The organism is Micrococcus sp. HOU01 (genome assembly GCF_035609305.1).
GTDB lineage: Bacteria > Actinomycetota > Actinomycetes > Actinomycetales > Micrococcaceae > Micrococcus > Micrococcus luteus.
This window is the reverse complement of sequence record NZ_CP141211.1, coordinates 1732025-1752288: the sequence shown is the minus strand read 5'-3', so window position 1 is coordinate 1752288 and position 20264 is coordinate 1732025. Positions and strand designations below refer to the sequence as shown.

Here is a 20264-nt window from a genome sequence, read left to right as displayed (position 1 = left end):
TGTGACAGACTGGGCCCGTGGAAATCGTGCTCATAGTCTCAGTCGTGGCCGCCCTGCTGCTGGGCGGCGTGCTCGTCGGCCTGCTGGACCGGCGCCCCGCCCCGCCGAAGGGCTCGTACCAGGGAGTGCGGGACGCGGACGACCCGCGCCCGAGTCCGCGGCACGCGGCCCCGTCGGGCTCCACCGCCGTCCTGGAACGCCCCGAGGTCGACGAGGCGCCGCCCGTCGTCGCCGAGCCGGAGCCCGCCGTCGTCGAGGAGGCGGAGACCGCCCCGGCGAAGCCCGAGTACGAGCGGCCCGAGGCCGCCGGCTCGCGCCTGGCCCGCCTGCGGGCCCGCCTGCTCAAGTCCAACAACGTCTTCGGCAAGGGCCTGCTGGCGCTGCTGTCCCAGGACCGCATCGACGACGACGTGTGGGACGAGATCGAGGAGACGCTGCTGATGGCGGACCTCGGCACCGAGCCCACCCTGGAGCTCGTCGACCGCCTCAAGGCCCGTGTCACGGTCGAGGGCACGCGGGACCCGGAGCAGGTGCGCACCCTGCTGCGCGAGGAGCTCGTGGCGATGGTGGACCCCTCGATGGACCGCCGTCTCGCCGCGACCCGCAAGGGCGACCGCCCCGCCGTGACCATGGTCGTGGGCGTCAACGGCGTCGGCAAGACCACCACCGTGGGCAAGCTCGCCCGTGTGCTCGTGGCGGAGGACCGCACCGTCGTGCTCGGCGCCGCGGACACCTTCCGCGCCGCCGCCGCCGAGCAGCTCGCCACGTGGGGCGCCCGCGTGGGCGTCGAGACCGTCCGCTCCGAGAAGGAGGGCGCCGACCCGGCGTCCGTCGCCTTCGAGGCCGTGGAGCGCGGCATCGCCGAGGGCGTCGACGTCGTGCTCGTGGACACCGCGGGCCGTCTGCAGAACAAGGCCAACCTCATGGACGAGCTCGGCAAGATCAAGCGCGTCATCGCGAAGCAGGCCGAGGTGGACGAGGTCCTGCTCGTCCTCGACGCCACCACCGGCCAGAACGGCCTGACCCAGGCGAAGGTGTTCGCCGAGGTCGTGGACGTCACCGGCATCGTGCTGACCAAGCTGGACGGCACCGCCAAGGGCGGCATCGTGATCGCCATCCAGCGCCAGCTCGGCGTGCCCGTCAAGCTGATCGGCCTCGGCGAGGGCCCCGATGACCTCGCGCCGTTCACCGCCGAGGGCTTCGTGGACGCGCTGCTGGCCGACTGACGTCCCGCACCCGGTCCAGGGCCCCTCCCGACGACGTCGGGAGGGGCCCTGTCCTGTCACGGAGACGTCATCGACGTGTGGCGTGGCCCACTCCTCCGATATTGTCCCTCCATCGGTCCCGATCGGGGCCGGGCAGCGACGCCGCGGGACGGGCGTTCGCCCCCGGCTCGCGGCCCGGACCGAAGGAGACCCCCATGGAGGAGTCGAACGTCCTGGACGCAGGGACAGTGTGGATGGTGACGAGCGCGGCGATGGTCCTGCTCATGACACCCGGACTGGCCATCTTCTACGGCGGCATGACCCGCGCGAAGTCCTCGCTCAACATGATCATGATGTCCTTCGTCTCGATGGGCCTCGTCGGAGTCGTCTGGGTCCTGTGGGTCCACGGGATGACCGGCGGCGACGGGTGGGCCGGGGTGGTGGGGAACCCCGCCGGTGACCTCGGGCTGACCGGCACGATGGCCGAGGGCGGGCTCGTCGCCGCGGCCTACGGCGCCACCTTCGCGATCATCGCGGTCGCCCTCATCTCCGGCGCGGTGGCTGACCGGTTCAAGTTCGTCACGTGGTGCGTCTTCGTGCCCGTCTGGACCACCGTCGTCTACGCCCCGCTGGCCTACATGGTGTGGGGCGGCGGGCTCCTCTCCGCGGACGGCGCCATCGGCGCCCGCCTGGGGGAGGCCCTCGACTTCGCCGGCGGGCTCGTGGTGCACATCAGCGCCGGCGTGGCCGCCCTCGTGCTCGCGCTGCTGCTGGGCAAGCGCCACGGCTTCGGCGTGGACCCCGGCCACCGGCCGCACAACGTCCCGTTCACCATGCTCGGCGCGGCCCTGCTGTGGTTCGGCTGGTTCGGGTTCAACGGGGGCGCGGCGGGCAGTGTCGACGAGCTCGGACTGATCTGGGTGGACACCCTCGCCGCCGGCGCCGCCGGCATGCTCGGCTGGGTGTTCGTGGAGTGGCTGCGCCGCGGTCGGCCGACCTCGATCGGCACCGCCTCCGGGATCGTCTCGGGCCTGGTCGCCATCACGCCCGCGTGCGCCTATGTGAGCCCCCTGGGGGCCGTGGTGATCGGCCTGGTCTCCGGTGCGGCCAGCGCGCTCGCGGTCAACCTCAAGTACCGCCTCGGCTTCGACGATTCGCTCGACGTCGTCGGCGTGCACCTCACCGCCGGCATCCTGGGCACCGTGCTGATCGGCTTCTTCGCCCTGCCGGACGAGGGCCGGGCGGGCCTGTTCTACGGCGGAGACGCCGGTCTCCTGGTGGCCCAGACGGTGGCCGTGCTCGTCGCCGTGGTCTTCACCGCCGTGGTGACCACCGCCATCGCCCTGGTCCTGCGCGGGACCATGGGCCTGCGGGTGAGCAAGGAGGACGAGGAGCGGGGCGTCGATCTGACCCTGCACGACGAGTCGGCCTACGACGTCGGCTTCGGCGGGGTGCCCGTCCCCGCCGAGGCGCGGTGAGCCGCCGCGGACGGGTGAGGCCGGTCGGTTGCTAGGCTTGGCGGGCGCCGCGGTGGATGCCGCGGCGCCCGCGACCGACCGCGTCCGGATCAGTCGACCCCGCTTCGAAGGATCACACCCGCCGTGTTCAACTCCCTGTCCGACCGCCTCACAGCCACCTTCCGCAGCCTCAAGGGCAAGGGGCGGCTGAGCGAGGCGGACATCGACGCCACCGCACGCGAGATCCGCCGCGCCCTCCTGGACGCCGACGTCGCCGTGCCCGTGGTCCGCCAGTTCATCGCGCAGATCAAGGAGCGCGCCCTCGGCGCCGAGGTGGCCCAGGCCCTGAACCCGGGCCAGCAGGTCGTGAAGATCGTCAACGAGGAGCTCGTGGGCATCCTCGGCGGCGAGACCCGGCGCATCCAGCACGCCAAGACGGGCACCACCGTCATCATGCTCGTGGGCCTGCAGGGCGCCGGCAAGACGACCCTCGCCGGCAAGCTCGCCCACCTGCTCAAGTCCCAGGGCCACACCCCGCTGCTCGTGGCCTGCGACCTCCAGCGCCCGAACGCCGTGAAGCAGCTGCAGGTCGGCGGCGAGCGCGCCGGCGTCCCGGTCTACGCGCCGCACCCCGGCGTCTCCTCCGAGTTCGAGGCCGCCACCGGCGACCCGGTGCAGGTGGCCCGCGACGGCGTCGCCGAGGCCAACACGAAGTACCACGACGTGGTCATCATCGACACCGCCGGCCGCCTCGGCGTGGACGCCGAGCTCATGCAGCAGGCCGCAGACATCCGCGCCGCCGTGGACCCGGACGAGGTGCTCTTCGTCATCGACGCGATGATCGGCCAGGACGCCGTGGCCACGGCCCAGGCGTTCAACGAAGGCGTCGGCTTCACCGGCGTCGTGCTCACCAAGCTCGACGGCGACGCGCGCGGCGGCGCCGCGCTGTCCGTCCGCCACGTGACCGGCAAGCCGATCATGTTCGCCTCCACGGGCGAGGGCCTGAAGGACTTCGAGGTCTTCCACCCGGACCGCATGGCCTCGCGCATCCTCGACATGGGCGACGTGCTCTCCCTGATCGAGCAGGCCGAGCAGAACTGGGACCGCACCGAGGCCGAGAAGATGGCCCGCAAGTTCGCGGACCAGGAGGACTTCACCCTCGACGACTTCCTCGCCCAGATGCAGCAGCTCAAGAAGATGGGCTCGCTGAAGAAGATGCTCATGATGATGCCGGGCGCCCAGGGCATGCGGCAGCAGCTCGAGCAGTTCGACGAGTCGTCGATCGGCCGCGTCGAGGCGATCATCCACTCGATGACCCCGCACGAGCGCGTGGCCCCCAAGATCATCAACGGCTCGCGCCGTGCCCGCATCGCCCGCGGCTCGGGCGTGAGCGTGTCCGAGGTCAACGGCCTGCTCGAGCGCTTCGCGGAGGCGCAGAAGATGATGAAGCGCATGGCCGCCGGCGGCGGCATCCCGGGCATGCCCGGGATGCCGGGCGGCGCCTCCCGCAAGGCGAAGGGCAAGGGCAAGAACGCCAAGCGCGATCGCGTGAAGTCCGGCAACCCGGCCAAGGCCGCGGCCGAGCGCAAGGCGATCGAGGAGCGGCGCGCCCGCGCCGCCCAGGCGCAGGCCGGAGCCGTGTTCGGCCGCGACGGCGCGGGGATGGACGGCTTCGACCCGTCCACCCTCAACCTGCCGGCGGGCTTCGAGAAGTACCTCAAGGACCGCTGAGTCGCCCGCTGCCCGGTCTCGGCGCGCCGGGTGTGCACCGGCCCGCCCGATCTGGCAGAATGGCACGGTACTGAGCGTGAGCCCGGACGACCCTCTATCCTCCGCTGCGCTCCGTTCCGTGTGCCAGGTCCTCGACGCCCGCTGCCCCCACGCGGCGTCGTGCCCCGGCCCCCAGATCCACTGAAGGAGAACCACACTCGTGGCTGTCAAGATTCGTCTGAAGCGGTTCGGCAAGATCCGCGCCCCGTTCTACCGCGTCGTCGTCATGGACTCGCGCACCCGCCGCGATGGCCGTGCCATCGAGGAGATCGGCAAGTACCACCCCACCGAGGAGCCCTCGTTCATCGAGATCGACTCGGAGCGCGCCCAGTACTGGCTCTCCGTCGGCGCCCAGCCGACCGAGCAGGTCGCCGCGCTGCTGAAGGTCACCGGTGACTGGCAGAAGTTCAAGGGTGAGTCGGGCGCCGAGGGCACCCTGAAGTCCAAGTCCGAGAAGGAGGCCTTCGTGGCCCCCGAGAAGGGCTCGGTCATCCTGCCGGAGGAGCCGAAGCAGGAGGAGGCCCCGGCCGAGTCCGAGCAGGCCGCCGAGGCCCCGGCCGAGGAGGCCGCTGAGGCGTCGGCCGAGGACGCCGAGAAGTCCGAGTGACCATGCTGACCGAGGCCCTCGAGCACCTGGTGCGCGGCATCGTGGACACGCCCGAGGCGGTCCGCGTGGACGCCCGCTCCCAGCGGCGCGGCGACATGCTGGAGGTCCGCGTGGCCCCCGAGGACCTGGGTCGCGTGATCGGCCGCCAGGGTCGCACCGCCACCGCGCTGCGCACCGTGCTGGACGGCCTGGCCGGCCACCCCGTCCGCGTGGACGTGGTGGAGACCGACCGCCGCTCCTGACGGCCCGTGACGCACGGCCCGCCCGCCCCTCACCGGGCCGGCGGGCCGTCGTCGTCTGCGGCCCCGCCCCCTCCCGCCACCGACCGTCCCACCCAGGAGAGCCCATGAGTCCCGCAGCCCAGGACGACCTCGTCCGCGTCGCCCGCATCGGCAAGCCGCACGGCATCCGCGGCGAGGTGACCGTGCAGGTCTTCACCGACGACCCGGACGCCCGCTTCGCCCCCGGCGAGCGACTCGTGGTGCGCGACGGCGCCCCGGGCCTGCCGGCGGAGCTCACCGTCACCCGGGCCCGGTGGAACAAGCAGATCCTCGTGGTCGGCTTCGCGGAGTCGCCGGACCGCAACGTCGCCGAGACCCTGCGCGGCGCCCAGCTGTTCGCCGTTCCCGCCGCGCCCGAGGAGTCCGACGAGTGGTACGAGGAGGACCTCGTGGACCTCGAGGTGCGGGTCGACGGCGAGCGCGTCGGCGTCGTCACGGCCCTGACCACCGGGGCGGTCCAGGATCTGCTGCACGTCGCCGTGGACGGCGTCGAGGAGGAGGCCCTGGTGCCCTTCGTCGAGGAGATCGTCCCGGAGATCGACCCCGAGGCCGGCGTGCTCGTGCTGACCCCGCCGCCGGGGCTGCTCGAGCTCGCCACCGGCGAGGACGAGGACGCCGCAGACGGGCCCGCCGTGGCGCGCCCCGCCGATGCGGATGCGGAGGACTGAGCGGTGCGCTTCGACGTCGTCACGATCTTCCCCGAGTACCTGGCGGTGCTCGACGTCTCGCTGCTGGGCCGTGCCCGCCGCGAGGGCCTCGTGGACGTGCACGTCCACGATCTGCGCGACTTCACCTTCGACCGGCACCGCACCGTGGACGACACCCCCTACGGCGGCGGCGCCGGCATGGTGATGAAACCCGAGCCGTGGGCGCTCGCGCTCGAGCACGTGGCGGCCCAGGGGCCCGCGGCGCCGGCCCCCGCCGATCCGGCCTCGGTCGAGCCGGGGGACCGCCCCGTGCTGCTCGTGCCGACGCCCTCGGGGGAGCGCTTCACCCAGCGGCTCGCCCGCGAACTGGCGAGCCGGGAGCACGTGGCGATCGCGTGCGGCCGCTACGAGGGCATCGACGAACGCGTCTTCGGCTGGGCCGAGGAGCTCTTCGAGGTGCGGCTGGTCTCACTGGGCGACTACGTGCTCAACGGCGGCGAGGTCGCCGCGCTGGCGATGATCGAGGCCGTCGGCCGCCTCGTGCCGGGCGTCGTGGGCAACCCGGCCTCGCTCGTCGAGGAGTCCCACGAGGACGGCCTGCTGGAGTACCCGGTCTACACCAAGCCCGCGGACTGGCGGGGCCGTGCGGTGCCGCCCGTGCTGCTCTCGGGCGACCACGGCAAGGTCGCGGCCTGGCGTCGGGCCCAGCAGGAGGAGCGCACGCGCGAGCGACGTCCGGACCTGTGGGCGGCGTACGGCTCCGAGGCCTGACCCGTCGCGCCCGACGGGCCGGGGGCGTCGCGACGTCGTTGGCTGTGGCATAATGGATCCTCGTGTCCGCCGGACGCCCGACCTGCCACAGGGGGCGCGCGTCAACGGATCGGACCCCGGGACCGCACCCCACGTGCGGAGCCCGGCCCTCGGCTCGGGACCCGGCCCCCTCGTCATGCGGACGTGGACGGGCCGTGCGCCCGCATACCACGCGGTTGACCTGTGGCATCCGCCAGGAGAGACGACATGCACATTCTCGACTCGTTCGACAAGAAGACGCTGCGCGACGACATCCCGGAGTTCGCCCCCGGCGACACCGTCAAGGTGCACGTGAACATCATCGAGGGCAAGACCGCCCGCGTCCAGGTGTTCCAGGGCTACGTCATGGGCCGTCAGGGCTACGGCGTGCGCGAGACCTTCCGCGTCCGCAAGGTGTCCTTCGGCATCGGCGTGGAGCGCGTGTTCCCGGTGCACTCCCCGGTCATCGACAAGATCGAGGTCGTCACCAAGGGCGACGTGCGCCGCGCGAAGCTGTACTACATGCGCGACCGCCACGGCAAGGCCGCCCGCATCCGCGAGAAGCGCGCCGACGCCAAGTGATCATCCCGGTCGGCCCCGCCGACCGGTGATCGACCCATGCGCACCTCGGAGCCCCGTGACCCCCGCCGGTCACGGGGCTCCGTCGCGTCCGGGGCCGGCTCCTCCTCGGGCCCGACGGCGGCCCCCGCCTCCGGCACGAGCCGCTGGTGGGCGCGGCTCGGCCTGACCGTGGTGGCCGCCGTCGTGGTGGCCGCCGTGCTGCGGGCCCTCACCGGCCCCGTCTACCTCATCCCCTCCGGGTCGATGGAGCCGACCCTGCAGCCCGGCGACCGCGTGCGGGTGGACGCCGCCGCGGCCGGTGGGCAGGGCCTGCAGCACGGCGACGTGGTGGTGTTCGACGGCGCCGGCAGCCTGGCGCCGTACCGTTCGGCCGGATCGCTCGAGCGCGGCCTCGAGGACGTCGCCCGGTGGTGGGGTGTCGGCGCGGCCGAGGACGTGTTCGTCAAGCGCGTGCTGGCCCTGCCGGGGGACCGGCTCGAGTGCTGCGCCCCGGACGGCCGGCTGCTGCGCAACGGCGAGCCGCTGGACGAGCCGTATCTCGGCAGGCCCGTGACCGCGGACGACCCGGCCGCGGCGGGGACCTGGTCCTTCGAGGTGCCCGATGGGCGCATGGTCGTCCTGGGGGACCACCGCGCCGCCTCCCGGGACTCCCGCGCACTGCTGGGCGCCCCCGGCGGCGGGCTGATCCCGCTCGAGCGGGTCGAGGGCCGGGCCGCGGAGATCGTGTGGCCCCTGTCCCGCCGCGGGACCGTGGATGCCCCCTCCGGGGACACGCCGTGACGGGGCGCCGCACCGCGCTGATCGCGGCCGCCGTGACCGTACTCGCCTGCGTGCTGGCGTGGGCCTTCCTGGCGCGCATGTACGCCATCCCGTCCTCGTCCATGGAGCCCGGGCTGCGGGCCGGCGACCGCGTGGTCGCCACGCTGCTCACCCCGGATCCGTTCCCGGTGCGCCGCGGTGACGTGGTGGTGTTCGAAGACACGAAGGGCTGGCTGCCCGGGGGCGGCCACGTGATCAAGCGGGCCGTCGGGCTGCCGGGGGACATCGTCTCCTGGACGCCCGGCGAGGAGACGCTGCGCGTGAACGGGGTGCCCGTGGAGGAGCCGTACCTCGCGCCGGGGGAGACGCCCGCGCAGGAGGCGTTCGAGGTGACCGTGCCTGCGGGGCGACTGTGGGTGCTCGGTGACCATCGCTCGGCGTCGGCGGACTCCCGCGCGCACCGCGCCGGGCCCGGGGGCGGGTTCGTGGCCCTCGACGACGTGGTGGGCCGCGCCCGGTTCGTGGTCTGGCCGCTGGACCGGATCGGCGGCGCCGGCACCGACCCCGACGCGTTCGCCACCGTGCCGGACGCGCCCGCGCCGGAGGCTCGCACGTGACCGCCCGCCGGGGCGGCGGCCGGCCGACGGTGCGCGCCGGCCTGGACGTCGAGGCGGGGCTGGCCGCGCCGGCCCTCGCCGCGCGGGGAGCGGACCGGGTGCTGGTGGCGGGCATGGACGAGGTGGGCCGGGGCGCGCTGGCCGGGCCCGTCGTCGTCGGGGCGTGCGCCGCGTGGCTGCCCGCCGCCGGGCAGATCCCTCCGGTGCGCGACTCCAAGGCGCTCACGGACCAACGCCGGCGCGCCCTGGTCCCGCAGATCGAGGACTGGGCGGCCGGGGTGGCGCTCGGGGAGGCCGGCCCCGCGGAGATCGACGCGCTCGGGATCTCGGCGGCCCTCGGCCTCGCCGGGCGCCGGGCGTGGGCGGCGCTGTGCGCCGCGGTGGGGCAGGAGCCGGTCGCCCTCGTGCTCGACGGCCGGGACGACTGGCTGAGCCGCTCCGATCCCGACGCCGGCCCCGCGCCCGCGCCGCGCCCGCTGCCGCCCGTGCCCACGATGCTGGTGCGGGCCGAGGACCGGTGCGCGACGGTGGCGGCCGCGTCGATCGCCGCGAAGGTGGCCCGCGACGACGTCATGATCGCCCTCGACGCGGCGCACCCGGGGTACGGGTGGGCCGGGAACAAGGGGTACGGCTCGGCCGCGCACCGGGCCGCCTTGGCCGAGCGCGGGGCGAGCGAGCAGCACCGGCGCAGCTGGAACCTCGGGCTGCCGGGCGCGCCCGCGCAGGCGCCACCCACGCTGTTCGACTGAGCCCCCGGGGCCGGGCGAGGCCGCCCGTTCGACGTGCGACCCCCGGACGGGGGAGGATGGAGGCCGTGCGTGCCCGGACTGTCGCGGGTGCGCGGGGAACACTGAGGAGGCATGTCATGAGCGCAGACGACGTCGAGGACTTCGAGGCCGAGGCCGAGCTGCTGCTCTACCGCGAGTACCGGGACGTGGTGGGCCTGTTCCGCTACGTCGTGGAGACCGAGCGGCGCTTCTACCTCGCCAACGACGTGCGGCTGACGCCCCGCCAGGCGGACGGGGACGTGTTTTTCGAGATCCTGCTCGAGGACGCGTGGGTGTGGGACGTGTACCGCACGCAGCGGTTCATCAAGCGCGTGAAGGTGCTGACCTTCAAGGACGTGAACATCGAGGAGCTGCCCACCGAGGACCTGACGGTCCCGCCGGACGGCCAGCTGCCGAGCTGACCCACCCCTGATCGGCCCCGAGGGCGGGGCGCCGACGTCCACTCCTGCACAGGCGTCCGGCCCCGCACAATCCCCGCCGCCGACCACCCGGCGGCGCTGCTCGGGACCACCCTGGTGCCCAGGAGGTGGTCGGGATGACGGGGACCGCGGAACGGATCGGGGCGCAGCCGCCCGGAGACAGGCGCGCCAGCCGCGCGCACACGGCACTGGGCCGGTTCGGTGAGGACGCCGCCGCGCGCTGGCTCGCCGAGCGCGGCTACGTGATCGCCGACCGCAACTGGCGGGGCGAGGCCGGAGAGCTGGACATCGTGGCCCACCACGCCGGCTGGTGGGTGGGCGTCGAGGTGAAGACCCGCTCGGGCCTGGCCTTCGGCGACCCGTTCGAGTCGATCGACCGGCGCAAGCTCACCCGGCTGCACCGCCTCACCGCGGCGTGGGTGCGGGCCCACGCCGCGGACCGCCGGGGGACGCCCTGGCGCGTCGACGCCGTCGCCGTGCTGGTGCCGCGCACGGGAGGGATCCGCTTCGACCTGCTGCAGGACGTGCGGCCGTGAGCGGCATCGGACGCACCCGCTCCATCACGCTGGCGGGTCTGCGCGGGGAGGTCGTGCACGTCGAGGCGGACATCGCCCAGTCCCTGCCCGGGTTCACCCTCCTCGGCCTGCCGGACCAGGCGCTGCAGGAGAGCCGGGACCGCATCCGCTCCGCCGCGCGCAACGCCGGGCTGCCCCTGACCCGGCGGCACCTGACCGTGAACCTGCTGCCGGCGGGGGTGCACAAGCGGGGCGCGTGCCACGACTTGGCGATCGTCCTGGCGGCCTATGCCGCGGACGGGCGGGTGCGGAACGTCGAGGGGCCCGTGTTCCTGGCCGAGCTCGGTCTCGACGGCGCCCTGCACCGCTCGCCGGAGACCGTGGCGATGGTGATGGCCGCGGTCGACGCGGGGTGCTCCGAGGTGGTCGTCGCCGAGGACGCGGAGGCCGAGGCCCGACTGGTCCCCGGCGCCGAGGTCCGCGGCTTCGCCCATCTGCACGACGTCATCCGCGCCTTCGGCGGGGAACCGGACGGAGAGGCGCCCCGCCGCCCGACCCGGCGGCAGGTGCCAGCCCCGGAACCGGAGCCGGCCCGTGCGGTGCCCGACCTGGCCGAGGTCGCCGGACAGGCCGAGGCCCGGTTCGCGCTCGAGGTCGCCGCGGCCGGCGCCCACCACCTGCTGCTCATGGGCGCCCCGGGGGCGGGCAAGACCATGCTCGCCGAGCGCCTGCCCGGGATCCTCCCGCCCCTGGACCGGCGCACCGCGCTCGAGTGCGCCGCCCTGCGCTCCCTTCGCGGTGGCGACGCCCGGGTCCGGCGCAGGGGCGGGACGTCCCAGGGGTTCGACGGCGAGATCGACCGGACCCCGCCGTTCGAGGCACCCCATCACTCGGCGTCCCGCTCGGCCCTCGTGGGCGGCGGCAGCGGCCTCGCCCGGCCGGGAGCGGCCTCCCTCGCCCACGGCGGCGTGCTGTTCCTGGACGAGGCCCCCGAGTTCGAACGGCGCACCCTCGAGGCGCTGCGCCAGCCCCTCGAGTCCGGGGAGGTGCTGCTGCACCGGGCCCTCGGCGCCGTCGTCTACCCGGCCCGGTTCCAGCTGGTGCTGGCCGCCAACCCCTGCCCGTGCGGCAAGGGCGGCGGCACGGGCGTCGAATGCCGGTGCAGCGTGCCCGAACGCCGCCGCTACGCCCAGCGGCTCTCCGGGCCGCTGCTGGACCGCGTCGACCTGCAGGTCACCGTACGGCCCGTCGACGCGCGGCAGCTCACGGGGGCGCCCGCCTCCGAGACCACGTCGCAGGTGGCCGTCCGGGTCGCCGCCGCCGCCGACCGGCAGGCCCGGCGCTGGGCCACCGCCGCCGAGCGTGGGCTCGTCCCGCCTGGGCTGCGCCGCAACGCACACGTCCCCGCCGGGGTGCTGCGGCACGGCCCGTACGCCGTGCCCCGGGCGGCCCGCCGACCCGCGGACGACGCCGTCGACCAGGGCCTGCTGAGCGCGCGCGGCCACGCCCGCGTCCTGCGCCTCGCCTGGACCCTGGCAGACCTGCGCGGCGCCGAACGGCCCGCACCCGAGGACACCGACGTGGCACTCACGCTGCGCCACCAGAACGAGGAGGACGCATGACCACCTACGTCACTCCGGCGGCAGACCACGTCGCCGGGCCGCGCCGGCCGGACGCCGCCCGGCTCGCCCGCGCCGCCCTGACCCGGCTGGTCGAGCCCGGGGACGCGCTCGCGGTGCAGACCGTCACGGCGCTGGGGCCGGAGCGGGCGCTCGCCCTGCTCACGGGCCGGGAGACGATCCAGCCCGCCGAGCGCGATCTGCTCGCCGATCTCGCCGGCGCGCCCGACACGCTGTCCCGGCGCTGGGCCGCGGGGCTGGCTCGCTGGGCGCCCCGGGCCGCCCGGCTGGAGCCGGAGCGTGACCTCGTGACTCTGCACCGGCTCGGGGGAGGCCTGCTGATCCCCGAGGACGACGCCTGGCCCGCCGCCCTGGCGGACCTGGGCGAGGAGGCGCCCCTGGGCCTGTGGTTCCGCGGCTCCGGAACGCTGCCTCCCGCGGACCGGATGCTCGCCGTCGTCGGCAGCCGGGAGGCGACCGCGTACGGACGGACCGTGACCGCCCGCTGCGCCGCCCACGCCGTCCAGCAGGGCGCGTGCGTGATCTCCGGCGGCGCGTACGGCATCGACGGCGCCGCCCACCGGGCCGCGCTGCAGGCGCCCGCCGCACCGGAAGACGCGGCGGATCGCGACGGCGTCCCGCCCACGGTGGCGGTGCTGGCCGGCGGCCTCGACCGGTTCTACCCGGCCGGCCACGAGGACCTGCTTCGCGCGGTGATGGCCGCCGGGCTGCTCGTGTCCGAGATGCCGCCCGGTGCGAGTCCCACGCGGTACCGGTTCCTGCAGCGCAACCGGGTCATCGCCGCGCTCGCGGGGGCCGTGCTGGTGGTCGAGGCGCGCTGGCGGTCGGGAGCGCAGAACACGGCGGGCCACGCGTTCGGCCTCGGCCGCGAGGTGGGCGTGGTCCCCGGCCCCGTGACCTCGCCCAGCTCCGCCGGTTGCCACCGTCTGCTGCAGGAGAGCCCCGCCCGTCTCGTGACCACCGAGCAGGAGGCCCTCGCCCTGCTCGGCCAGGGGCCCGCCCGGAGCGGCGGCGCGGGCGGGAGGACCTCCACCCGGGCAGCTCCCGAGTCCGCCGCGCGGCCCACCGACGGGCTCACGATGGAGGAGGCCCTCGTCCACGAGGCGCTGCCCCTGCGCCAGGCGGTGCCCGTCGACCGGATCACCGTCAGCGCCGGGCTCGCGCTGCCCACCGTCCTGGCGTGCCTGTCCCGGCTGCAGCGGGCGGGCCTGGCCGAACGGGTCGAGGACCGGTGGCGGCGGGGATGACCTCCGGCCGCGTGCTCCCGGGCGGCGCCGCCCTGGGGCGGATGGCAGAGTGGGGGGATGACCCCGTCGTCCTCCGTCCGTCCCGTCCCGGTCCCGCGCGCCCCCTCGCCCCGGGACACGGCCTGGCTCGAGGCGTTCGAGGAGCACCTGCGCCACGAGCGGAACCGCAGCCCCCAGACCGTGCGCGCCTACCTCGCCGATCTGCGCGCCCTCATCGACCACGTCGCCGGCACAGCCGGCACCGCGGCGGCGCCCGCCGCGGACGACGACGCCCCCGCCCGCCACGCGCCCAGCGCACCGGACGTCCTCGCCGAGCTGGACATCGAGGACCTGCGCGGCTGGCTGGCGGCCATGAGCGGGGCCGGCCTCGCCCGCGCGACCCTGGCCCGCCGGGTGGCCGCCGTCCGCACCTTCACGGCCTGGCTGCGCCGGGAGGGCCTGCGCTCGGACGACCCTGCCCTGCGGCTGCGCTCGCCCCGACCCGAGGGGACGCTGCCCCACGTGCTCCAGGAGCAGCAGGCGACCCGGCTCCTCGCGGCTGCCCAGGAGCGTGTGGACGCCGCCGCCGCGGGCGACGACCCTGCCGCCCACGCGCTGGCCCTGCGGGACGCCGCCCTGCTCGAGCTGCTCTACGCCACCGGCGCCCGGGTGGCCGAACTCTCCGCCCTGGACGTGGACAACCTCAAGGCCGGCCGCGGCGTCGTCCGGCTGACCGGCAAGGGAGACCGGCAGCGCACCGTCCCCTACGGCGCACCCGCGGGCCGCGCCCTCCAGGAGTGGCAGCGGCTCGGTCGCCCCCGGCTGGCCCGGCCGGACTCCGGTCCCGCCCTCTTCCTCGGCGCGCGCGGTGGCCGGCTGGGGGTGCGCCAGGCGCGCACCGTCGTCGCCCGGGCACTCGAGGGCCTGGGGGACACCGCGGCGCGCGGGCCGCACGCGCTGCGCCACACGGCCGCGACCCACCTCCTCGACGGCGGCGCCGATCTGCGCAGCGTGCAGGAGCTGCTGGGCCATGCGTCCCTGCGCACCACGCAGGTCTACACGCACGTCTCGATCGATCGCCTCCGCGAGGGCTACCGGCAGGCCCACCCACGCGCCTGACGCCGCCCCGCAGCGCCCCCGATCCCTCCACCGTGCCGCCGCGACACGCGCGGCGGCGCACCGCCTCGTTGCCGGCCCAGCATTCCTGGTGCACAATGGCCTCAGGATCCACCGGAGCCGCGACGTGGTCGTAGGGGAAGACGCACCGCATCGCACCCTCGGAGGCATCCATGACCGGCACCCATACCCGCGGCGTGGTCCACATCCTCTCCGCCCCCACCGCCCTCTGCCCCCACGTGGAGTGGGCGCTGAGCTCCGTGCTCGGCCCCGCGACCTCGGTGGAGTGGGAGGGTCAGCCGGTCGCGCCCGGCCAGCACCGCGCCGAGGTGCACTGGACGGCGCCCGCCGGCACCGGTGCGCGTCTGGCCTCCGCCCTGCGTGGCTGGCCGCACCTTCGTTTCGAGATCACGGAGGAGCCGTCCGCCGGGGTCGACGGCTCGCGCTGGTCCCACACCCCGGACCTCGGCATCTTCCACGCCACCACGGACGTCTCCGGCAACATCATGGTCTCCGAGGACCGCATCCGGTACGCCTATGAGGCCGGCGCGGGTGACCCCAGCGTGCTGATGCACGAACTCTCCCTCGCGCTCGGCGAGGCCTGGGACGATGAGCTCGAGCCGTTCCGGCTGGCCGCCGCCCACGCCAACGTGCGCTGGCTGCACCGCGCCGTCTGACCCCTCGTCCGGTCGGCGGCGCTCCGGCTCAGACGCTGCGGAACACGGCCACCGCGTTGTGGCCGCCGAAGCCGAACGAGTTCTTCACGGCCACGCGCGGCCCCTCGGGCAGGCGGGCGGGGGAGCCGGTGACCACGTTCAGCGGGATCTCCGGGTCCTGGTGGTCCAGGTTGATGGTCACGGGCGCCTGGCCGTGGTGCACGGCGAGCACGGACAGGATCGACTCGATCGCGCCTGAGGCGCCCAGCAGGTGGCCGGTCTGGGACTTCGTGGCCGAGACCTGCACCTGGTCCAGGTGGTCGCCGAACACGGCCCGCATGGCCAGGTACTCCGGGGCGTCGCCCTTGGGCGTGGACGTCGCGTGGGCGTTCACGTGGCACACGTCCTCGGGGGTGATGTCGGCCGACCTCAGAGCGGCGCGCATCGCACGGGTCGCGCCCAGGCCCTCGGGCTCGGGCGCGGTGATGTGGTGGGAGTCGGAGCTGACGCCCGCGCCGGCCAGCTCGGCGTACACGCGGGCGCCGCGGGCCTTCGCGTGCTCCTCCGACTCGATCACCATGACGCCGGCGCCCTCGCCGAGGACGAAGCCGTCGCGGTCCACGTCGTAGGGGCGGGACGCGGCCTGCGGGTCGTCGTTGCGCTTGGACAGCGCCTGCATCGCGGCGAACGCGGCCATCGGCAGCGGGTGCACGGCGGCCTCGGCGGCGCCGCAGATCACGACGTCGGCCTGGCCGGAGCGGATGAGCAGCAGCGCGGTCTCGAGCGCCTCGGTGCCGGCGGCGCACGCGGACACCACCGTGCGGGCGCCGGCGCGGGCGCCGAACTCGAGGGAGAGCGCGCCGGCGGCGCCGTTGGGCATGAGCATCGGGACGGTCATGGGCAGCACGCGGCGCGGGCCGCGCTCGCGCAGGGTGTCCCAGCCGTCCAGGAGGGTCCACACGCCGCCGATGCCGGTGCCGAAGGCCACGGCGAGCCGGTCGCCGTCGACCTCCGCGCCCTCGAGGCCGGCGTCCTTCCAGGCCTCGCGCGCGGCGACGGTCGCCATCTGGGTGGCCGGGTCCTGGCGCTTCTGCTCCACCTTGGAGAGGACCTCGGAGGTGGGCACGGCCAGCTCGGCCGCGAAGGTGACCGGCAGCTCGTACTTCTCCACCCAGTCGTGCTCCATGGTGCGCGCACCGGAGACGCCCTGCAGGGCGTGGGACCAGAAGGTGGGCACGTCGCCGCCGATGGGCGTGGTGGCGCCGAGGCCGGTGATCACTGCGGTGCGGGTCATGGGTCTGCTGCCTCTGGGTCTCGAGTGGGGATCGGGCGGAGGGGGAGTCGTCGGCACGACGCGCGGCGCTCGCCGGGGTGCCGGAAGTCGAGGGTGGCGGGGCCGGGGGCGCTCACGCGCCCCCGGCGCTCACCGAGGGGACGGGACGGGCCGGGCCCGCCGCCGTCGTGGGCCGATCAGGCCTGGGCGCCGTCGATGAAGTCGACGGCGTCCTGGACGGTCTTGAGGTTCTTGACCTCCTCGTCCGGGATCTTCACGCCGAACTTGTCCTCGGCGTTGACCACGATGGTCATCATCGAGATCGAGTCGATGTCCAGATCGTCCGTGAAGGACTTCTCCGGCTGCACCTCGGCGGTGTCGAGGCCGGTCTCCTCGTTCACGATCTCGGCGAGGCCGGCGAGGATCTCTTCCTTGGAAGCCATGGGGCGTCTCCTTCGGTAGGGGTGTGGGGTGTACGTGATCAGTGAATCAGACGGCGCCGCCTCAGGGGAGGCGGACCACCTGGGCGCCGTAGACCAGCCCGGCGCCGAAGCCGATCTGCAGGGCCAGGCCGCCGGTGAGCTCGGGGTTCTCCTCCAGCAGACGGTGCATGGCCAGCGGGATGGACGCGGCCGACGTGTTGCCGGCGTCCGCGATGTCCCGGGCCACGACGACGGACTCCGGCAGCTTCAGCTGCTTGGCGAACTCGTCGATGATCCGCATGTTGGCCTGGTGCGGGATGAACGCGGCGAGGTCTTCGGGCTCCACGCCCGCGGCGTCGAGGGCCTCGCGGGCCACCTTCGCCATCGACCACACGGCCCAGCGGAAGACGGAGGGCCCGTCCTGGCGCAGCGTGGGCCAGAGCATCCCCTCCGCGCCGGTGATCGCCGAGGCGTCGCCCGTGGTGCGGGCGTGCTCCACGGCATCGCGGAGCTCCAGCTGCGAGTGCGTCATGGAGATCGTGGACCAGCGCTCCCCGTCCGAGCCCCACACCGAGGGGGAGATGCCCGGCTCGTCCGAGGCCGACACGATCACGGCGCCCGCGCCGTCGCCCAGGAGGAAGGAGATGGAGCGGTCCGTGGGATCCACGACGTCGGAGAGGCGCTCGACGCCGACCACGAGCACGTGCCGCGCGGTGCCGGAACGCACGAGCGCGTCGGCCTGGGCCACGCCGTAGCAGTAGCCGGCGCACGCGGCGGAGACGTCGTAGGCGGGCGCCGGGGTGGCCCCGATCTCGTGCGCCACGAGGGCCGCGGCCGAGGGGGTGGCGTGCGGGAAGGTGACGGTCGAGACGATCACGGCGTCCAGGTCCGAGCCCTGCAGGCCGGCCCGCTCGAGGGCCTCCCGGGCGGCGCCCACGGCCATGACGGGCACGGTCTCCTCCGCCGTGGCGCGCTGGCGCGTGACGATGCCGGTGCGCTGGCGGATCCACTCGTCCGACGAGTCGATAGGGCCGATGAGGTCCTCGTTGGGGACCAGGTTCGCCGGGCGGTAGGCGCCCACGGCCACGATGCGGCTGGCCGCGGGGCGCTCGTGCTGCTTCAGGGTGACGGTCATGGTGCTTCTCTCTGCCGGGCGGTGCGCGGGGTTCAGGCCGAGTGCTCGGCCAGGAACGCCCGCGCGGCGTCCAGGTCCTCGGGGGTCTTCACGGCGAGCTGCGCGGTGCCCTTGAGACCGCGCTTGGCCAGTCCGGTCAGTGTGCCACCGGGCAGCAGCTCCAGGACGCCCGTGACCTGCCGCGTGGCCATGGTCGCCATGCACAGGTCCCAGCGGACCGGGCGGGTGACCTGGTCCACGATCCGGGCGAGCACGTCCGTGCCGGACTCGACGGCCTCGCCGTCCCGGTTGGACAGCAGGGGCAGGCGCGGGTCCGAGGGGGAGAGGCCGGCGACGTGGGCCGCGAGGTTGTCCACGGCGGGGCGCATGTGCTCCGTGTGGAACGCGCCGGCCACCTTGAGCGGGATCACGCGAGCGCGGGCGGGGGCGGACTCGGCGAGCGCGCCGAGGGCCTCCGCGGTGCCGGCGGCGACGATCTGGCCGGCGCCGTTGACATTGGCGGGCGCCAGGCCCGCCGCGTCGATGGCCGCGAGGACCTCGTCCTGGTCCCCGCCCACGACGGCGGCCATGCCCGTGGGCGTGGCCGCGGCGGCCCGGGCCATGCCGGTGGCGCGCACGCGCACCAGGGAGAGGGCCTCGGCGGGGGACAGCACGCCGGTGACGGCGGCCGCGGTGACCTCGCCCACGGAGTGGCCGGCCACGACGGTCGACTTCGGTGCGGCGGCGTCCGCCTCGAGGGCCGCGGCGGCCACCAGGCCGGCCGCCACGATCAGCGGCTGGGCGACGGCGGTGTCCTTGATGGTCTCCTCGTCCGACTCGGTGCCGTGGCGGATCAGGTCCACGCCCGCGGCGTCGGAGAGGGACGCGAGCAGGTCGCGGGTCCCGTCCAGCTCGAGCCAGGGGGCGAGGAAGCCGGGCGTCTGGGACCCCTGTCCGGGGCACACGATGGCAAGCATTCCTCCATCGTGTCAGGATCGGCCGCCATCCCGGACAGATCGCGCCACGAAGCACGGCGAGTCGGTTTGGAGGGTTTCTACAAGTGGGGGGGCGCCGCCCCGGCTCAGTCCGAGCCTGTCCCGGTTGTCGGCCGCGCCCCCGCGAGCCGGCCCAGGGTGATCGCGGTCTGCAGGACGTACGCGTCGCGGGGGACCAGCGGGTCCCAGCCGGTCACCTCGGCCACCCGCTTGAGGCGGTACCGCACCGTGTTCGCGTGGACGAACAGCTCGCGGGCCGTGCCCTCGAGCGAGTGGCCCAGCGCGCCGTACGCGTCCACGGTCTCCAGCAGGGAGGTGCCGGCGTCGGCCAGGGGCGTGAACACCCCGTCCACGAGGGCTTCCCGGGCCGTGGGGTCGCCCAGCAGCGCCCGCTCGGGCAGCAGGTCCTCCGCCGGGGTGGGCCGGCTCGCCCGGGGGTGGGCGGCCGCCGCGCTGAGCCCGGCGAGGGTGTGCCGCGCCGAGACGTGCACCGAGACCAGCGAGTCCACGACGGGTCCCACGATCACCGGTCCCGGCGCGAACCAGGGCGCGAGCGCCTCGCCCACCGCCCGCGCGTCCCGCACCGAGCCGACCACGAGGACGAGCCGTTCGGACTGCACGCCCACGAGCAGGTCGCAGTCGAGCCTCGCCGCGGCCCGCCGCAGGTCCGGGATGAACGCGGGCTTGTCCTGCCCCGGGGCGAGACCGGCCATGACCATCACGTCGTGGTCCCCACGCCAGCCCAGCGCCGTGGCCCGATGCCGGATCTCGTCCGGGTCCTGCCCGCGCAGCACCGCGTCCAGCAGGACCGACTCGAGCCGCGAGTCCATCGCGCCGCGCATCTCCGCGGCCCGGGCGTACACGTCTGCGAGCGCGAACGCGACCTCGCGCGAGTAGTGGAGGATGTGTTCGCGGACGGGCGCCTGGTCGCGCTCGGCCAGCAGCTCCGGCACCCGCGTCTCGACGACGTCCACCATCGTCCGGATGAGCTGGAGGGCCCGCTGCAGCGAGATCGCCCGGGTGAGATCGGTGGGCGCGGGCCCGAAGACGTCCTGCAGGACGTGGCCCGTGGAGGTGGGCCGCTCGAACCACGTGAGGAAGCCCTGCAGGGCGCGCTGGGCCACGAGCCCGAGGGCGCTGCGCTCGTCCGGGGTGAGTCGGCGGTACCAGGGCAGGGTGGCGTCCAGCCGCTGCAGCACCGCCGTGTTCAGTGCCCCCAGGTGGCTCCGGAGGCGGGCCAGCCCGTCGGTGCTCACGGGGCGAGGGGCGGCGGGGCGGGGCTCGGGCATGCGCTCCATCCTAGGCGCGTGTTGTGGGGTTCCTACAGCGACGACGCCGGCCGCCCGCCTCCGTGGCGGAGGCGGGCGGCCGGCGTCGGGTCGGGAG

The 20264-nt window shown here is 74.9% G+C and carries 22 protein-coding genes; 17 read left to right on the top strand and 5 right to left on the bottom strand.

What is annotated here, in order from left to right; all coding sequences use genetic code 11:
• Positions 1 to 17: 17 nt before the first annotated feature.
• The 17 genes from ftsY (at position 18) to SOY78_RS07965 (ending at position 15095) form a co-directional block, all read left to right on the top strand.
• Positions 18 to 1226: a signal recognition particle-docking protein FtsY gene (gene ftsY / locus SOY78_RS08045; protein ID WP_186303265.1), complete on the top strand. Its 1209-nt coding sequence runs from the start codon at positions 18 to 20 to the stop codon at positions 1224 to 1226.
• A 194-nt stretch (positions 1227 to 1420) separates the two neighbouring features.
• The gene (locus SOY78_RS08040; protein WP_324701411.1) at positions 1421 to 2683 is read left to right on the top strand and encodes an ammonium transporter; all 1263 of its coding nucleotides are present in this window, start codon (positions 1421 to 1423) and stop codon (positions 2681 to 2683) included.
• Positions 2684 to 2806: 123 nt separating this feature from the next.
• A complete protein-coding gene (ffh, locus tag SOY78_RS08035; RefSeq protein WP_036381237.1) occupies positions 2807 to 4393 on the top strand; it encodes a signal recognition particle protein in 1587 nt (528 codons plus the stop codon).
• A 199-nt stretch (positions 4394 to 4592) separates the two neighbouring features.
• Positions 4593 to 5039, top strand: a complete 447-nt coding sequence (rpsP, locus tag SOY78_RS08030; protein ID WP_141843057.1) for a 30S ribosomal protein S16 — start codon at positions 4593 to 4595, stop codon at positions 5037 to 5039.
• 2 nt (positions 5040 to 5041) lie between these two features.
• Positions 5042 to 5281 (top strand): RNA-binding protein, encoded by a 240-nt coding sequence (locus tag SOY78_RS08025; protein ID WP_029248213.1) that lies wholly within the window; start codon positions 5042 to 5044, stop codon positions 5279 to 5281.
• A gap of 104 nt (positions 5282 to 5385) precedes the next feature.
• Positions 5386 to 5988, top strand: a complete 603-nt coding sequence (gene rimM / locus SOY78_RS08020) for a ribosome maturation factor RimM (protein ID WP_324701410.1) — start codon at positions 5386 to 5388, stop codon at positions 5986 to 5988.
• Between the two features lie 3 nt (positions 5989 to 5991).
• Entirely contained in the window at positions 5992 to 6738 is a 747-nt protein-coding gene (gene trmD / locus SOY78_RS08015; RefSeq protein ID WP_324701409.1) for a tRNA (guanosine(37)-N1)-methyltransferase TrmD, read from the top strand.
• A 246-nt stretch (positions 6739 to 6984) separates the two neighbouring features.
• Positions 6985 to 7338: a 50S ribosomal protein L19 gene (gene rplS / locus SOY78_RS08010; RefSeq protein ID WP_002853821.1), complete on the top strand. Its 354-nt coding sequence runs from the start codon at positions 6985 to 6987 to the stop codon at positions 7336 to 7338.
• 36 nt (positions 7339 to 7374) lie between these two features.
• Positions 7375 to 8118, top strand: coding sequence for a signal peptidase I (gene lepB, locus SOY78_RS08005; protein WP_135040252.1), 744 nt, complete (start codon positions 7375 to 7377; stop codon positions 8116 to 8118).
• The gene (gene lepB, locus SOY78_RS08000; protein ID WP_036312832.1) at positions 8115 to 8714 is read left to right on the top strand and encodes a signal peptidase I; all 600 of its coding nucleotides are present in this window, start codon (positions 8115 to 8117) and stop codon (positions 8712 to 8714) included. Before lepB (SOY78_RS08005) ends, lepB (SOY78_RS08000) begins: the two co-directional genes overlap by 4 nt.
• Complete coding sequence (locus SOY78_RS07995) at positions 8711 to 9463, top strand: ribonuclease HII (protein WP_324701408.1); 753 nt, start codon at positions 8711 to 8713, stop codon at positions 9461 to 9463. The genes lepB (SOY78_RS08000) and SOY78_RS07995 overlap by 4 nt, the downstream gene beginning before the upstream one ends.
• Before the next feature lie 116 nt (positions 9464 to 9579).
• A complete protein-coding gene (locus SOY78_RS07990; protein WP_002853817.1) occupies positions 9580 to 9903 on the top strand; it encodes a DUF2469 domain-containing protein in 324 nt (107 codons plus the stop codon).
• A 134-nt stretch (positions 9904 to 10037) separates the two neighbouring features.
• Complete coding sequence (locus tag SOY78_RS07985) at positions 10038 to 10457, top strand: YraN family protein (RefSeq protein WP_002853815.1); 420 nt, start codon at positions 10038 to 10040, stop codon at positions 10455 to 10457.
• Entirely contained in the window at positions 10454 to 12058 is a 1605-nt protein-coding gene (locus SOY78_RS07980; RefSeq protein ID WP_036381256.1) for a YifB family Mg chelatase-like AAA ATPase, read from the top strand. Before SOY78_RS07985 ends, SOY78_RS07980 begins: the two co-directional genes overlap by 4 nt.
• Positions 12055 to 13323, top strand: a complete 1269-nt coding sequence (locus SOY78_RS07975; protein WP_080695940.1) for a DNA-processing protein DprA — start codon at positions 12055 to 12057, stop codon at positions 13321 to 13323. The genes SOY78_RS07980 and SOY78_RS07975 overlap by 4 nt, the downstream gene beginning before the upstream one ends.
• Positions 13324 to 13380: 57 nt before the next feature.
• Positions 13381 to 14421 carry a tyrosine recombinase XerC gene (locus SOY78_RS07970; protein ID WP_324701407.1) on the top strand — a complete coding sequence of 347 codons (1041 nt, stop codon included), beginning with the start codon at positions 13381 to 13383 and terminating at the stop codon, positions 14419 to 14421.
• A gap of 170 nt (positions 14422 to 14591) precedes the next feature.
• The gene (locus SOY78_RS07965; RefSeq protein WP_036381262.1) at positions 14592 to 15095 is read left to right on the top strand and encodes a DUF3145 domain-containing protein; all 504 of its coding nucleotides are present in this window, start codon (positions 14592 to 14594) and stop codon (positions 15093 to 15095) included.
• A 28-nt stretch (positions 15096 to 15123) separates the two neighbouring features.
• On the opposite strand, the gene fabF is transcribed toward SOY78_RS07965, so the two are convergent.
• From fabF to SOY78_RS07940, 5 genes are all read right to left on the bottom strand, one after another.
• Positions 15124 to 16368, bottom strand: coding sequence for a beta-ketoacyl-ACP synthase II (gene fabF / locus SOY78_RS07960; RefSeq protein ID WP_036340148.1), 1245 nt, complete (start codon positions 16366 to 16368; stop codon positions 15124 to 15126).
• A gap of 176 nt (positions 16369 to 16544) precedes the next feature.
• Positions 16545 to 16790, bottom strand: a complete 246-nt coding sequence (locus SOY78_RS07955; protein WP_010078906.1) for an acyl carrier protein — start codon at positions 16788 to 16790, stop codon at positions 16545 to 16547.
• Between the two features lie 61 nt (positions 16791 to 16851).
• Positions 16852 to 17904 (bottom strand): beta-ketoacyl-ACP synthase III, encoded by a 1053-nt coding sequence (locus SOY78_RS07950; protein ID WP_020624511.1) that lies wholly within the window; start codon positions 17902 to 17904, stop codon positions 16852 to 16854.
• A 32-nt stretch (positions 17905 to 17936) separates the two neighbouring features.
• Positions 17937 to 18860, bottom strand: a complete 924-nt coding sequence (locus SOY78_RS07945) for an ACP S-malonyltransferase (protein WP_324701406.1) — start codon at positions 18858 to 18860, stop codon at positions 17937 to 17939.
• 104 nt (positions 18861 to 18964) lie between these two features.
• Entirely contained in the window at positions 18965 to 20167 is a 1203-nt protein-coding gene (locus SOY78_RS07940; protein WP_036312800.1) for a PucR family transcriptional regulator, read from the bottom strand.
• Positions 20168 to 20264 lie beyond the last annotated feature (97 nt).